Origin of the sequence: Arthrobacter oryzae (assembly GCF_031454875.1) — a bacterium.
GTDB lineage: Bacteria > Actinomycetota > Actinomycetes > Actinomycetales > Micrococcaceae > Arthrobacter > Arthrobacter oryzae_D.
The window spans coordinates 341,684-355,170 of the sequence record NZ_JAVDRQ010000001.1; the positions used below are offsets into that span (position 1 = coordinate 341,684).

Annotated in this window: 13 protein-coding genes; 5 read left to right on the forward strand and 8 right to left on the reverse strand. The window is 65.5% G+C overall.

Annotated features, from left to right (window positions below; genetic code table 11):
- Positions 1-81 precede the first annotated feature (81 nt).
- Both J2805_RS01575 and J2805_RS01580 read left to right on the forward strand, forming a co-directional pair.
- Entirely contained in the window at positions 82-1,260 is a 1,179-nt protein-coding gene (locus J2805_RS01575) for a Gfo/Idh/MocA family protein (protein ID WP_309968106.1), read from the forward strand.
- Complete coding sequence (locus J2805_RS01580) at positions 1,257-2,288, forward strand: sugar phosphate isomerase/epimerase family protein (RefSeq protein ID WP_309968109.1); 1,032 nt, start codon at positions 1,257-1,259, stop codon at positions 2,286-2,288. Before J2805_RS01575 ends, J2805_RS01580 begins: the two co-directional genes overlap by 4 nt.
- Positions 2,289-2,385: 97 nt before the next feature.
- On the opposite strand, the gene J2805_RS01585 is transcribed toward J2805_RS01580, so the two are convergent.
- Positions 2,386-3,606: a glycerate kinase gene (locus J2805_RS01585; RefSeq protein ID WP_309968112.1), complete on the reverse strand. Its 1,221-nt coding sequence runs from the start codon at positions 3,604-3,606 to the stop codon at positions 2,386-2,388.
- Positions 3,607-3,776: 170 nt separating this feature from the next.
- Between J2805_RS01585 and J2805_RS01590 the strand changes: the two genes are divergently transcribed.
- Positions 3,777-4,466, forward strand: coding sequence for a GntR family transcriptional regulator (locus tag J2805_RS01590; protein ID WP_309968114.1), 690 nt, complete (start codon positions 3,777-3,779; stop codon positions 4,464-4,466).
- Between the two features lie 26 nt (positions 4,467-4,492).
- Here the strand turns inward: J2805_RS01590 and ykgO are convergent, their stop codons facing one another.
- From ykgO to J2805_RS01620, 6 genes are all read right to left on the reverse strand, one after another.
- Complete coding sequence (ykgO, locus tag J2805_RS01595) at positions 4,493-4,615, reverse strand: type B 50S ribosomal protein L36 (RefSeq protein ID WP_307050472.1); 123 nt, start codon at positions 4,613-4,615, stop codon at positions 4,493-4,495.
- 49 nt (positions 4,616-4,664) lie between these two features.
- Positions 4,665-5,777: a GTP-binding protein gene (locus tag J2805_RS01600; RefSeq protein WP_309968121.1), complete on the reverse strand. Its 1,113-nt coding sequence runs from the start codon at positions 5,775-5,777 to the stop codon at positions 4,665-4,667.
- A 74-nt stretch (positions 5,778-5,851) separates the two neighbouring features.
- Positions 5,852-7,102, reverse strand: a complete 1,251-nt coding sequence (locus tag J2805_RS01605; RefSeq protein ID WP_309968124.1) for a hypothetical protein — start codon at positions 7,100-7,102, stop codon at positions 5,852-5,854.
- A complete protein-coding gene (locus J2805_RS01610) occupies positions 7,092-7,871 on the reverse strand; it encodes a TIGR03943 family putative permease subunit (RefSeq protein WP_309968127.1) in 780 nt (259 codons plus the stop codon). Before J2805_RS01610 ends, J2805_RS01605 begins: the two co-directional genes overlap by 11 nt.
- Positions 7,872-7,896: 25 nt before the next feature.
- Positions 7,897-8,862: a permease gene (locus J2805_RS01615; RefSeq protein WP_309969070.1), complete on the reverse strand. Its 966-nt coding sequence runs from the start codon at positions 8,860-8,862 to the stop codon at positions 7,897-7,899.
- Positions 8,863-9,178: 316 nt separating this feature from the next.
- Positions 9,179-10,201, reverse strand: a complete 1,023-nt coding sequence (locus J2805_RS01620; RefSeq protein ID WP_309969073.1) for a LacI family DNA-binding transcriptional regulator — start codon at positions 10,199-10,201, stop codon at positions 9,179-9,181.
- A 164-nt stretch (positions 10,202-10,365) separates the two neighbouring features.
- Here J2805_RS01620 and J2805_RS01625 point away from each other — a divergent pair, with 164 nt between their 5' ends.
- Together J2805_RS01625 and J2805_RS01630 are read left to right on the forward strand one after the other, a co-directional pair.
- Positions 10,366-11,301 carry a dihydrodipicolinate synthase family protein gene (locus J2805_RS01625; RefSeq protein ID WP_309968130.1) on the forward strand — a complete coding sequence of 312 codons (936 nt, stop codon included), beginning with the start codon at positions 10,366-10,368 and terminating at the stop codon, positions 11,299-11,301.
- Between the two features lie 147 nt (positions 11,302-11,448).
- Entirely contained in the window at positions 11,449-12,747 is a 1,299-nt protein-coding gene (locus tag J2805_RS01630) for an Nramp family divalent metal transporter (protein WP_309968133.1), read from the forward strand.
- Between the two features lie 443 nt (positions 12,748-13,190).
- Here J2805_RS01630 and J2805_RS01635 read toward each other — a convergent pair whose 3' ends face one another.
- A complete protein-coding gene (locus J2805_RS01635; protein ID WP_309968137.1) occupies positions 13,191-13,445 on the reverse strand; it encodes a hypothetical protein in 255 nt (84 codons plus the stop codon).
- Positions 13,446-13,487 lie beyond the last annotated feature (42 nt).

The window sequence follows — 13,487 nt, forward strand, 5'->3', positions numbered from 1 at the left end:
GCTTTTTCCAGCGATGATTTTTGTAGCGCTACAATTTTCCGGACAGGCTAGGAGCCTGGCCGAATTTCAAAGGAGAAATCAATGGCTGAAAGCCTCGGCGTCGCCGTCATCGGTGCAGGCATGGCGGGCAAAGCCCACGCCGCCGCGTACCGCACGGCATCCGCCCTCTACAGCCCCGTGCTTCCGCCGGTTCGGCTGGTCTCGATCGGCGACGTCAACGCCGAGTTCGGCTCGCTGGCCGCCCGCCGCTTTGGCTTCGAACGCAACGACACCTCGTGGCAGGCAATCGCCGAGGCCGATGACATCGACGTCGTCAGCGTGGTCATCGCCAACTCCCTCCACCGCGAAGTGGTGGAAGGCCTGCTCGCCGCCGGCAAGCACGTGCTCTGCGAGAAGCCGCTGAGCGACTCACTTGAAGACGCCCGCGCCATGGCCGATGCGGCCCGCAGCGCCGCCGGCATCGCCCGTATTGGCTTCACCTTCCGCCGCACTCCCGGCATCGCCTACATCCGGGACCTCATCCGCACCGGTGTGCTCGGCAAGGTTCTCCACTTCAGCGGACGCTACTGGACCGACTACGGCTTTAGCCCGTCAGCGCCCATGAGCTGGCGCTACAAGGGCGGTCCCGGCTCGGGTGCGCTGGCCGACGTCGGAAGCCACCTGGCCTACGTTTCCGAATTCCTCTGCGGCGACATTACGTCCATCAGCGGTGGCCGCCTCAGCACGGCGATCGACAAGCGGCCCCTGCCGCTGGGCGCAGTCATCGGGCATGACCACGCTGCTGTCAGCGACACCTTCGAGGCCGTAGAGAACGACGACTACGCAGCCTTCAACGCAGAGTTCGAAAACGGCGCCGGAAGCTTCGAAGTTTCCCGTGTTGCAGCCGGCCACGCCAACAGCCTCAACTTCGAAGTGTTCTGCGAGAACGGTGCCGCCAAGTTCGACCAGCGCCGCCCCTCCGAAATCCAGCTCTTCCTCAACGACGGATCCGGCAACGAGAACGGCTATCGCCAGGTTATCCTCGGTCCGGGCCACCCGTACATCGCCGGCGGCCTCGCCATGGACGCCCCCGAAGTTGGCTTCGGCCAGAACGACGCGTTCGGCTACCAGGCGCGCGCGTTCCTCGAAGAGGTTGCAGGCCTCAGCGAAGAAGAATCCCTGCCCCGGTGCGCCAGCTTCGATGAAGGCGTGCGCAACATGGAGCTGCTCGGCGCCGTCACGGAATCCGCGCTGAACAACGGAAAGAAGATCACGCTATGAGACTCGGCGTCTACAATGCGATCCTGCACGACCGGCCGCTTCCCGAGGCCCTCAAGGTCATCGCGGACCTCGGGCTGACCGGCATCGAAATCAACACCGGCGGATTCCTGCCTGCCGTCCATGTTCCCAACATGGAGCAGATCCTGGAAAGCGACGCGGCCCGCGACGACTACCTGGCGATCTTCGACGGGACCGGCGTTTCGATCGCAGGGCTGAACTGCAACGGCAACCCGCTGCACCCGAAGCGTGAGATCGGCGAGAAGCAGGCCGAGGACATCCGCCGCTCCATCCGGCTGGCACACCGGCTGGGACAGGACCGCGTGGTGACCATGTCCGGCCTGCCCGGCGGTGAGCCCGGAGCCACGACGGTCAACTGGGTGGTCAACGCCTGGAACTCCGCTGCCCTGGACGTGCTCGACTACCAGTGGGGCATCGCCGCCGATTTCTGGAAGGAAACCGACCGCCTCGCAGCCGACCACGGCGTCAAGGTCGCGCTTGAACTGCACCCTCAGAACATCGTGTTCAATACCGCCGATGTCCACAAGCTGATCGAGCTCACCGGCGCCACCCATGTGGGCGTCGAGCTGGACGCCTCGCACCTGTTCTGGCAGCAGATGGATCCGGTCGCGGTTGTCCGTGAACTCGGCCCGCTGGTCTTCCAGGCTGCCGCGAAGGACGTCCGGGTCAACACCGGGAACGCCGCGCTCTACGGCGTCCTCGACAACAGCTTCCGCCGGCTCGCACCGGAGGAAAACCGTACCAACCTCGGCGGCGACGAGTGGGCCAACGAGTGGCCCAAGAACTCCGCCTGGGATTTCGTGGCACTCGGCCGCGGGCACGACACCGCCTACTGGACCGAGTTCCTGCGCGCGCTGTATGAGGTGGACCCCAACATGCTCGTCAACATTGAGCACGAGGACACCTCCCTTGGCCGGATCGAAGGCCTCCAGGTGGCGGCCAAGGTCCTGCGGGATGCTGACGCGGCGCTGACTGCGTCGCATGCAGCGGCGCTGCACCTCACGTCGTAAGGCCTGTTGGAACGGGCCCGGCGTGAGCCGGCCTGCACCCGCGGCGGTTGTGGTCTTCAACGTCCGCAACCGCCGCTCGGCGCTGATCCGTTTTTCGCTATCCGGCGGCTAAGGCCGGGCCGTGAGCCCTGACCTGCTGCACAATGGTTCGGCCGGCCAGTTTCAGGGCTTCCGTCGCCAGGTCGGGGTCCTTGGAGGTGTCCAGGGGAGTGATGTCCGTGAGCGCCACAACCCCGGACAGGCCCAGACTGCGGGCGGCTTCCTGATCGAGCATCGACGTGCCGACAGCGGCCCAAACCGGAGTGCCCGCGGCGCGTGCGCAGACGGCGGAAATGAGCTTGCCGTCGGACGTCTGGGCGTCGAGCCGGCCCTCCCCGGTCACCACCAGATCGGCCCGGATTGCAAGGTCATCGAAGCGCAGGAGGTCCAGGAAGTAGTCCGCCCCGGAGACAAGTGATCCGCCCAGAAGCAGCAGTCCGAAGCCGATGCCTCCGGCGCTGCCTGCACCGGGTGTCTCGGCGAGGGCATCGGCGTCGGTCTCCGGAAGCGGCCTGCAGGCATTGACCAGGCCGTCCAGTCCGCGGTCCAGCAGCGCGACCTGGGCAGCATCCGCCCCCTTCTGCGGCCCGAAAACGTGTGCTGCCCCCTGCAGCCCGCGGAGCGGGTTGGTGACGTCGCTGGCACCAACAATTGGGATTCCGTTGAAATCGAAAATGCCGCTGAGGTCTACCTGGGCGATCCGGCCCAGCGAACCGCCGTCAGGTTCCACAGTGTTCCCGGGGGCATCCCGGAACACCGCACCCAGCGCGGCCAGCATTCCGGCGCCGCCATCGGTGCTGGCACTCCCGCCCAGAGCCGCCACGATGCGCTCCGGCTTAAGTCGGGCGGCGGCCAGGATCGCCTCACCCAGCCCGCGGCTGGACGCCGACAGCGGGCGCAACGGGCCCCGAAGAGTGCCGAGGCCGCATGTCCCGGCCACCTCGACGACGGCGGTGGTCCCGTCAAATGCGATCTGCGCCGTCGTCAATTCTCCGTTAGCACCGGTCACCTCCACTGTCCGCGGCCGGGAGCCGGCGTAGACCGCCGCTTCGACACTGCCGTCCCCGCCGTCGGCCAGTGGCAGGACGGTGACCTCCAGTCGGGTGCCGCCCGCCGCGGACTCGATGCCTGAACGGACGGCTTCGGCAACGCCGATCGCGGTCAGGCAGCCCTTGAATTTGTCCGGTGCGATGAGGACACGAAGAGGCTGCGTCGCGTCCGGCAGGCCCTCGGCCCGGGGATCGTCGGTTCCGTGAGTGGTGTTGGCGGATTCAAGCATGCTCAAGCCTCCGGTGGGGTCGTTGGATTGGATTTTGGCCCTTGTCGGCCCTGGATTGTCTAACAAGTACACATGGTCTCATGAGTATTGTCTAGCAAGTACACATGCTTAGCGGGTAGTCTTGTGCTTCGGGGCGGCATAGCGGTTGCTCCGAACGTGAGGAGAGTGCCGTGGCAGTGCAGTTGATGACCGTATCCGCCGTGCAGGCGATTGCCGACGATATCCGTTCAAAGATCCTGCGCGGGGAGTATCCGGCGGACACAGCGTTTACCGAGACGGATGTGGCCGCCCGGTACGAAGTGGCACGGCCCACCGCAAAGGCGGCAATAGAAAAGCTGGTCGCAGAGTCGATGCTGGAACGTCGGACGAACAAGACCGCAAAAGTCATCACGCTGGGGTCGGATGACGTGAGGGACATCTACCTCACCCGGGCGCGGCTGGAGAAGGCTGTGCTGCTCGAGCTGGCAGAGTCGCGCAGCGTGCCGCCGGCCGCCGTCGCAGCCCAGCAGGACCTGGAGCGGATTGACTCCGGCTCCGGCCTGGACACAGTCGAGCCGGACATGCGGTTCCACATGGCGCTCGTGGACAGTATCGGCAGCCCGCGGACCAGCCGCATGTATGAATCGCTCGTCTCCCAGGTGAGGCTCTGCATGGCGCAGGTGCAGGGTTTGGAGCTGGTGCAGCCCGAACGCATTGTCCGGGAGCACCAGCACCTGCTCGACCTCATCGGGGCCGGTGATGGGGCGGCTGCCAGCGCCTTCCTGGATGAGCACCTGAGCCGGCCCCGGGAACGCCTGGTTGCGGCCGTGGGCGGCGTGCCCGGTCCCGAGGCCGAGCTCGGGTCGTCGCTGGACACCTGAGGGCGGCGGCCGGCAGCCGGGCGGACCTAGCCTTGGCGGGCCTTCATCCGGGGATTCTTCTTATTGATGACGAAGGTCCTGCCGCGGCGCCGCACGATCTGCGCGCCGGGTAGTTTCTTCAGTGCCCGCAGTGAGTTTCGTACTTTCATGGGTTTCTCCTACTTGGTTGGGTGCTGTGATGGGGGCGGTTTGCCTCGGTTACGAGGTCAGGCTGAAGTCGAACGGGTCAGGGAGGTCGGCGGGGCAGGCGTCCATTTCGGCGTCGGTGAGCTGGCAGTCCTCGAGCAGCCTGGCTATTTCCGCCGGGTCGAGGTGCTCACCGGTTGCAGCGATTACGGTTCCGCGATCGCCGAATTCGGGGTGCCAGTCAAGGTAGGCGTCACTGTCAGTTGCCCGGCCGGCGCAGGGCTGGGACGTCTGGTCGGCCAGCCAGGGCCCGGTGTTCTCGAGCCAGACGCGCGGCCCGATTCCCTGGATGGCAATCCTGCAGCCGGGGGCTGTGGCGATCCACAGCCGGCCGCGCAGCCAGCAGCACCCTTCGGCCAGGGCTGCCAGTGCGTCCCGGAACCTTTCCGCGTGGAGAGGGCGCCGGACTCTCTGGGTGACAGTGACGAAGGGCGACGCCGAGGCCCCGGCCGGGATGCGCACGGAACCCGGGACGGTCCTCCCCACCGCCTCGGCATAGTCGTGGTTGCCGCAACGTTCGACGTCGGCGCCGTCAGTGAGGCGCGCATGCGGTGCCAGCTCACCAAGGAGCTGCTCGCCGCGGGCGCGCTGGTCCGGGTCAACCGGAAAGAGCAGCGGATCGGCCAGCAGGACAGTGTCGCTGAAGGCAAGTTCACCAATGAGGAACTCCCCGGGCGTGCGCTGGTCCTCCGGCGTCGGGGTGAATCCGGATTCGAACAGGGTGTGATGGTCCCAGATCTGGTCCTCGAAGGTGTCCGGAGCGCATGCCAGCATCACTGAACCGACGGTGAAGCGGCTGTTCAGACCCTGCTTCAGCGCGTTGACCGCTGCCGCGGCGGGGACGGCCGGAGGCAGCGCGATGATGATGTGCCCGGCACCGCGGGCCAGCAGGCGTTCAACTGTCGGGACCACGTCGAGGCGTACGGTGCAGCTGAGGCATCCGTGCTCCAAGCTGTTCTCTTCCCGGTCCATCGGCGTGTCGGGGCCGAAGACGCGGCGGACAACGACGCCGTCGTCCAGCAGGTCATGCACAACGAGAAGTGCCGCCGGGTGCGCGGCGGTCAACATCTCGCAGGCGCGCTGGCGGCAGAGGGTGTCGAGGGAACTGACGACTGTTAGAAGCATTCCATCACTCTAAATGAGAATGGTTCGCATTTACAAGTGGCCTGCGACGGTCCTCCGATACCCGGCCGTGGTTGTTATCTGCACCAGCTCGGGAGGAATCCCGCGAGGGTGCGGGTGTGCCTGCCGGTATCCAGCTCAATGATCTCGGTCCGCATGGGTGAATGGGCAGGCAGGACCGGGTAGCGGTCGGCGGTACCTTCGGGCGCTGTGGCTTCCACCGCCATGAACTTTCCGTCCGGCGAGAGGCAGTAGCCATCGATCCGTGACCAGGCGGGGTCGGGCTGGAAGAGTGTCTCTGAGCCCGTTGCGTCGGTCGCTGTGAGGACGGATGTCACCTTGCCTGCGGTGTTCTCGCTGATGCTTTGGGCGTACCGTCCGCTTCCGTTGAGGAGCACCGTGGCGCCCGGCCACGACCTGTCGCTTCGGACGACTGCCTTGAGGTCGAGCGGGCGGACGGTCCCGTTGCTCAGATCGATGCTTAGGTTCTTTGCGAGCTTGTCCGTGGGGTCCGATGATGCGTCAACGACGTAAATTTCCCGGGTTCCCGGAATGAAGCCGCGAAACTCGGCATGCAGGCCCAGCGGCGCGGGTTTTCCGGTGCGGAGGGCATCAACGAGGAACATGGCTCCGGAAGCGTTCTGCACCACGAGTGAGAAAGTGTCCGGAACGAAGTCCCACTCCAGGACGGATACGGGCTTTCCATCGGGGCCGTGGATTTCCCGCGGCGGGGTGGAAGGGTCCGTAGTGTCGTAGACGAACAGGGTCTTCCAGTGCTGCTGTGACGGCGGAGCGCTGGAGAAGGCGAAGCCGATGAGGTTCTTGGACGCCGCGTGCAGGAGCTCAACCTTGCCGGCTCCAGGAAGCGGCACCAGGGTTTCCTGTCCGCCGGAGAGGTGAACGATTTCAAGGGAGCTGGTGTCGTCGTCATTGATCGTGACGGCGGCGAGGACGGTGGGGAGCGCGGCATATTCCTGGATACGGGGGGCGGTTAGGATGACGGCGCCGTCGCCCGAATCGGCGATGTTGGTTCCCCGGACGGCGTCCGGCTTTTTCTTCCCGGCGTTGTCGAACCCTGTGTCGCGTTCGAGCGTGTAGAGCTCGAAACCGGCTGTGCCGGCCGTTCCTTCCAGCGCCGACACGGCGTTCGGGCGTGGTTCCGAGACGATATTCGCGGCCGTGAGGGCCGCGCAGAGTCCGAGGAGAAGCGCGATCGTGCCACGGAGGCGGACGGCGAACGGGAGCCCGCGCCGCCGTCGGACAGGTGCCGGGGGGCGTTTGACCGGAAGGGGGCGTTTGCGCTGGGCCGCGGAGCGCTTAGTAGACATACGGCGAGTCCGGTTCCGGAACAGGGGTGATGGAGTCGGGGACCATCACCAGAGCCTGATCGCTGGCCTGGCTGGGGTTGGTCCGAAAGCCGCCGGATACGGTGACCCAGCTGTCCGTTTCGAACCGGTCCTGCCAGCCCGGGGCGTAAACGGGCAGGCCGATCGGTTGGGCGTCCACAGCGCAGCATGTCACGACGAAGCGGGCCGCGAAGAACACGTTCTCCGGGTCGCTCTTGTCCGGTGTGACGAACCCGGTGACGGTTGCCGTCTTGCCGGCCAGAAATTCCTCGCCAACTCCCTGTCGCAGCAGCGATATCCAGTCCTTCATCGTGAACGCTGCGTAATCGGCACCCATGAGTTCCGCCGCTGCGTTTCCCGAGAGCGTCGATGCGGAACCATTGAGGTCGCGCTGGGTGACCGTCGCGCTGCTGAGCGTGGACGGTGGCAGGACCAGGAGTCCTACGACGGCGGCGGCCGCGATCAGTGTGCTCCCTGCCGTTCCGAGCCGCCTCCAGTGGCGGTTGCCGGGTCGGGCGTCCCCGTCGGCGTGCCCGTGCGCGTCCCCGTGAGCGTGCGGGCCGTCGGCGTGCGCGTGGCCGTTCGTGTGCGGGCCGTCGGGAACCAGGGCGAACGCGGCCAGCGCCAGTAGCCCCGCGACCACGGCCATGACGATGGTGAACACGAAGTACCGCGGATGGATGTAAAGTGCCAGCTGCCCGGTGAAGCCCAGCCACAGGGTGGCAACCACCCCGATGATGCTCAGCAGCACGCCCAGCCATCGGTCAAGAAGCCGCCTATAGAACATAGTTGACCCCCAATCCCAGGGCGGCGGAGCACAGCGCCACTACCACGGTGAGCTGCAGGAGTGTCTTCGCCGTGAAGGTGGTGCGAAGGAGGGCCAGCATCTTCACATCGATCATCGGTCCGAAAACCAGGAACGCCACGATGGAGCCCGGCATGAACGTTGCGCCGAAGGACAGGATGAAGAAGGCGTCCACGTTGGAGCACACCGCCACAACAAACGCGAGGACCATCAGCGCCGCGACGGACCAGACCGGGCTGTTCCCCACCGAGACCAGTACGTCGCGCGGAACCCCCACTTGGATCAGGCCCGCGATGCCGGCACCGATGAATAGCGCCGGCAGCATGGCGCCGGTCTCCCGGACGAACAGTTGGATGCTGCGTCCCACCCTTCCCGTGGCCTGCCCGGCATGGTCCTCGAGGGAACACTCCTCCTGGAACCGGGACGTCAACAGGGCCTCGGGTCGGGGATGGCGGCTATAGATCCATCCGATCAGGTTGGCGATGAGGAAGCCGCCCGCAATCCGGGAAATGAGGATCCCGTTGTCCCAGCCAAATGCCTGCTGGGTGGTGATGATGGTGATCGGATTCAGGATCGGCGCAGCAAACAGAAACGTCATGGATTCGGGCACGGTCAGTCCCCGGACGATCAGCCCCCGGGCCAGCGGAACATTCCCGCATTCACACACCGGAAGCAGCATGCCCAGCAGGGAAAGGATCGGCCGCCGCAGAGCCGGACTCGCAGGGAGCCGACGGAGAAGGAACCCATCCGGCAACCAGATCTGCACTCCGATCGAGAGCACGATGCCAAGGAAAACGAACGGGAGGGATTCGATAACCACGCTGATCGACAGTGAAACAAAATCGCGGGCAGCATCCGCCAGGCGGGTGCTTCCCCCTCCCGCCGGTGCCAGCATCCGCAGCGCCATCAGGGCCGCAAAAACCGCCGCCCCGATCATCAGCCCCACGGCTGCCCGCCGCCGACCCGGAGGAGGCGGATGAGAGTGCGCGTCGCGTGATGCCTGGACGCGTTGATCTGTCGCTGGCAGCGGCACAGGTACCCCCTACGACTGAATCGGCTCCGCCTTGCGCAGCACTGGACGGGGTGGGACTGACTCGGCCTGTTGTCAGCGCCACCCGATCCGGCGCGATGGGCCTAGTCTAGGCAGCGGGCTCCCGGGGCTCCTGAGTGGCCACTACCTGAGTTAGCACGCGGCACCACTCGTAGCAGCAGCCTCATACGTATCAGGACGTGGCGTTCTGTGCTGATTCGGCTCAGGCGTGCCTTGGTGCGCCGCTGGATTCGCGCGGAATGAGTGTGGGCATGGCCCGGCGTATCCGAGGCTCCTTGCCGGGGTTGACGATGAGATCAATGGCGGTTCCGGCAATCTGGTCCAAGGGGACGCGAACGGAGGACAGGGGAGTGGGGAGCATCGCCGCGAGCGGTATGTCGTTGTAGCCGACGAGCGCGAGGTCTGCTCCGACGGTGACGTGGCATCGGTGGGCAGCTGCCATGATCCCCATGGCAATGTTGTCGTTCGCAGCGAATATGGCGGACGGACGCCTTCCGGTGGTTTCCGCCAGCAGGTTTTGCCCTGCCGTATATCCGTTTTCAATGCCGTAGCCGGCGGCGATCAGCCACTCGTCCCGCGCCGCGATTCCTGCTTCTTCCATTGCCCGGCGGGCGCCGGCGAGCCGGGCGATGCCGGTGGAGGTGAAGGCGGGACCGGTGACGACGGCGATATCGCGGTGTCCCAGGTCGGTGAGGTGGCGTACGGCCAGGTAACCGCCCACTTCGTCGTCCCCGAGCGCCGATGGGCTCTCCCCGTCGGTGCGCAGCACCAGGGCATGGGCCACGCCGCGCTTCCGCAGCAGCCGCGGGAGCTCGTCGTCGAGCCGGGCCGTGGCCAGAATGAGGCCGTCCACATTCCGGTCGAGGAGGGTTTCCGCCGCGCGGCGTTCGTCGTCCGGATCGTCCCCGCTGGTAGCCACCATGGCAAAGTAGCCGCGGGCCGCTGCAGCGCGTTCCAATTCCTCGAACATCAATGCCATCACCGTGTCGCTCAGGCGCGGCACAAGCACTCCGAGCGTCCGGGTTTCACCCCTGCGCAGGCTGGAAGCGAAGGAGTTCCGGCGGTATCCGAGCTCCTCGGCCACCTTCCGTACGTGGGCAGCTGCCGCGGACCGCGATCCTGTGCCCCGCTCGTCCAGCGCGCGGCTGGCGGTGGAAAGACTCACTCCGCTGGCGGCCGCGACGTCCCGGAGGGTGACGTTCGTGCCTGGGGAAGCCGGTTCCATGCGCATTCTCCTGTTCGGGATGGTCTTAGTAGACACTCTATTTCCTCCTCGTTCGGAACTTGCCCCTTGACAGTGAGCTGGACCACGTCGCAGAATGAAAACGTTCCCGCAAACGTTCTCACATCCTGCCGGGACTACCGATCCACAAGACAGAGGAAGCTCTCATGACCATCGATCTTCGCGGGCTCGTTCCCGCACCTGTAACCCCGTTCAACCGTGACGGCAGCGTCGACGTCGACGCGATCCACCGCCTCGGCGGCTGGCTGGCCAGCGTTGAAGGAGTCAAGGGCCTCGTGGTCCTGGGCCACGCCGGCGAGGGGACCTTCCTGACCCAGGACGAGCAGGCACTCGTCATCCGGGAGTTCAAGAACGCCGTCAACGGCGAACTGCCGATCATCGCGGGCATCACCGGTGAGGGCAACACTGTCGCTGCCCTGGAAGCGAAGCGCGCGGTCGAGGCGGGTGCCGAGGCCGGCCTGGTCTACCCGTCACACGGGTGGCTCCGCTTCGGCTACCAGAAGGGCGCACCCCAGACCCGTTACAAGGAAATCTACGAAACGTCCGGCCTTCCGCTGATCCTGTTCCAGTACCCGGACGCCACCAAGGCCACCTACGACCTGGAAACCCAGCTGGAAATCGCAGGCCAGGAAGGCGTGTTCGCCACCAAGAATGGCGTCCGGAACATGAAGCGCTGGGACACCGAAATTCCCGTCCTGCGGGCAACATTCCCTGACCTGCAGATCCTCACCTGCCACGACGAGTACCTGCTGCACACCATGTTCGACGTCGACGGGGCGCTCGTGGGCTACGGCGGACTCGCCCCCGAGCCCCTGGTGGAGCTCATCGCCGCCGGCAAGGCCAAGGACTACGCGGCCGCCCGTGCCATCCACGACCGCCTCCTGCCGGTGACCAAGAACGTCTACCACCGCGGCTCCCACATGGAAGGCACCGTGGCCCTCAAGGAGGGATTGGTCGCCCGCGGCATCCTCGAGCACGCCACTGTCCGGCCCCCGCTCCTGCCCCTGGCCGAAGGCGCCGGCGATGAAATCGCCCTTGCCCTGAAATCCGCGAACCTGGGCAGCGTCACCGTTCCCGCCTGATTGTCCGGACCTCTCAAGACCCGAATCTCAAGACCCGGATCTCCCAAGGATGGCGGGCACCCGCCCGCCATCCTTATCCAAATGCTTTATTCTCCAATAAGGTCAACGACGACCCCCAGCACCGCAGCTGGAGAAGGAGGACTCGCCATGCGCGAGCCGAACAAGACCGCCTCTGCAGTAAGGGAACAACCAATGCAGACGGCCACCCCCGACGGCGCATCACATTCCGCGCCACCGTCCAGGCGCCGTACCTTCCTTGGCTACCTCGCCCTCATGGGCCCGGCCTTCGTGGTGGGAGCCTGGCAATTCGGCCCCGGTAACCTCACCACCGCCGTGCAGGCCGGCAGCCGATACGACTACACCCTGGTCTGGGTCATCGCCGTCTCCACCGTCCTCATGATCTTCTTTACTGACATGAGCGTCCGGCTCGGCATCGTCACCCCCACATCCCTGATCACATCCATCAAAGACCACCTCGGCAAATGGGTAGGTGTGCTGGCCGGATTCGGTGTCTTTGGGATCACCCTGATGTTCTCGGTAGGCAACGCTGTTGGCTCCGGTCTCGGACTGTCACTGGTCTTCGGCGGATCTCCGGTCCTGTGGACGGTCGTCTGCACGGCAGCTGTTGCCTTCGTCCTGGCCTTCCGCAACGTTTACGGCATCGTCGAAAAAGCCCTGCTGGCCATCGTCGCCCTCATGGCGGTCGCCTTCGTCGCCAGTGCAGTCGTCGCCCAGCCGGACTGGTACCGCTCCCTCGAAGGAATGGTCCCCACCCTGCCGGCAGGCAGCGAAATCCTCATTGTGGCCCTGGTGGGAACGAACTTCTCCATCAACGCCGCGTTCTACACCTCCTACGGCATCAAGGAAAACGGCCGCACCCGCGCCGACTACCGGGACATCACGCTCGTCGATACCATTCCCGGCATCGTCGCCCCCGGCATCATGACAGCCTTGGTGATTATGGTGGCCGCCGCAGTCCTCGGCCAGACAGGAGGGGAAGCCACGTCAATCGGTGCCCTCGCCTCGATCTTCGCACCGCTGGCAGGACCCGTCGGCTCCATGCTCTTCGCCCTTGGCCTCTCCGGCGCGGCCTTCTCATCCATGATTGCCAATGCCACCGCGGGCGGCACCATGCTGTCCGACGGCCTCGGCCGGGGCGCCAGGGCAGGATCGCCCACCGCCCGCATCTTCACCGGCATCATCCTGGCCTTCGGCCTGATCATTACCATCTCTTTCCAGGCCTCACCCGTCGGACTCATCGTCATCGCCCAGTCCCTGACGGTGCTCATCGCCCCCCTGCTGGGCATCCTGATCCTGATCATGGCCAACAAAACCGCAGTCATGGGCGGGCTGCGTAACAAGTGGTGGCACAACCTCTTCGGCGCCATCGGACTGATCACCATCATCGCCTCATCACTCAGGCTCATCAGCACCCTCCTCGGCTAGGGCCTGGAGGCACCAACCAAAAACAGGCAGCGCCCTCGCCCAGGCCGGCGAGGGCGCTGCCTCGGTGTTTTCTGGTCCCTCGCCGCCTAAGAGCGCCCTTCCGTGGGCCGCCGGCCGTTGGCAGTCGCAGGGGACAGGCCGAGACTCGGCCCACAACCCCTCTCGGGGAGAACTCCAGAACCCTTCACTCTTCCGATGTTCTGGGCGTGCGGATTGGTTCGTGTTCTGGGCATAAGCAGAGCAGAAGTCAGCCATGTCCAAGTATTTCTTCCAAGCAAACTATGTGGGCCAGGGCATCAAAGGCCTGATACAGGAGGGTGGGTCAAAGCGTCGGGATGCAGTCGTCAAGGCCCTGGATTCCGTGTAGGCAAAACACCCGCCTACCGGGCACCCGGTCAGTAGCGACGGCTACGAGGGACCTTAGACCCTACTTCGGCTCCCGCTCAGGCAGTCGCCGGGTAGCTGGACAGAATGTAGTCAGCGGCGGCGGGTCCAATCATCCGCCGTCGGCTGTTCTGCAGGTCGATTCCCCGGCGCTGCATGGCGGACCGGAAGGTGATGTCGCCAACCGGGGTGATGCTGTGCAACAGGCACCAGCTTGTGTACAGGCCGTAGAGACAGTCCGCTCCCAGGGGGCAGTGGGTGTCATCCGGAACAGTGGCATCGAGAAGGAATCGATCGAAGTGCGAGATGGCCATGACGGGCCCTTTCCGCGGGTGCATCAATGTGCCACCGTTCGG

Coding starts and splice junctions, on each gene's coding strand:
- J2805_RS01575 (WP_309968106.1), top strand. CDS start 82: ATGGCTGAAAGCCTCGGCGTCGCCGTCATCGGTGCAGGCATGGCGGGC.
- J2805_RS01580 (WP_309968109.1), top strand. CDS start 1,257: ATGAGACTCGGCGTCTACAATGCGATCCTGCACGACCGGCCGCTTCCC.
- J2805_RS01585 (WP_309968112.1), bottom strand. CDS start 3,606: ATGCTTGAATCCGCCAACACCACTCACGGAACCGACGATCCCCGGGCC.
- ykgO (WP_307050472.1), bottom strand. CDS start 4,615: ATGAAAGTACGAAACTCACTGCGGGCACTGAAGAAACTACCCGGCGCG.
- J2805_RS01600 (WP_309968121.1), bottom strand. CDS start 5,777: ATGCTTCTAACAGTCGTCAGTTCCCTCGACACCCTCTGCCGCCAGCGC.
- J2805_RS01605 (WP_309968124.1), bottom strand. CDS start 7,102: ATGTCTACTAAGCGCTCCGCGGCCCAGCGCAAACGCCCCCTTCCGGTC.
- J2805_RS01615 (WP_309969070.1), bottom strand. CDS start 8,862: ATGATCGGGGCGGCGGTTTTTGCGGCCCTGATGGCGCTGCGGATGCTG.
- J2805_RS01620 (WP_309969073.1), bottom strand. CDS start 10,201: ATGGAACCGGCTTCCCCAGGCACGAACGTCACCCTCCGGGACGTCGCG.
- J2805_RS01625 (WP_309968130.1), top strand. CDS start 10,366: ATGACCATCGATCTTCGCGGGCTCGTTCCCGCACCTGTAACCCCGTTC.
- J2805_RS01630 (WP_309968133.1), top strand. CDS start 11,449: ATGCGCGAGCCGAACAAGACCGCCTCTGCAGTAAGGGAACAACCAATG.
- J2805_RS01635 (WP_309968137.1), bottom strand. CDS start 13,445: ATGGCCATCTCGCACTTCGATCGATTCCTTCTCGATGCCACTGTTCCG.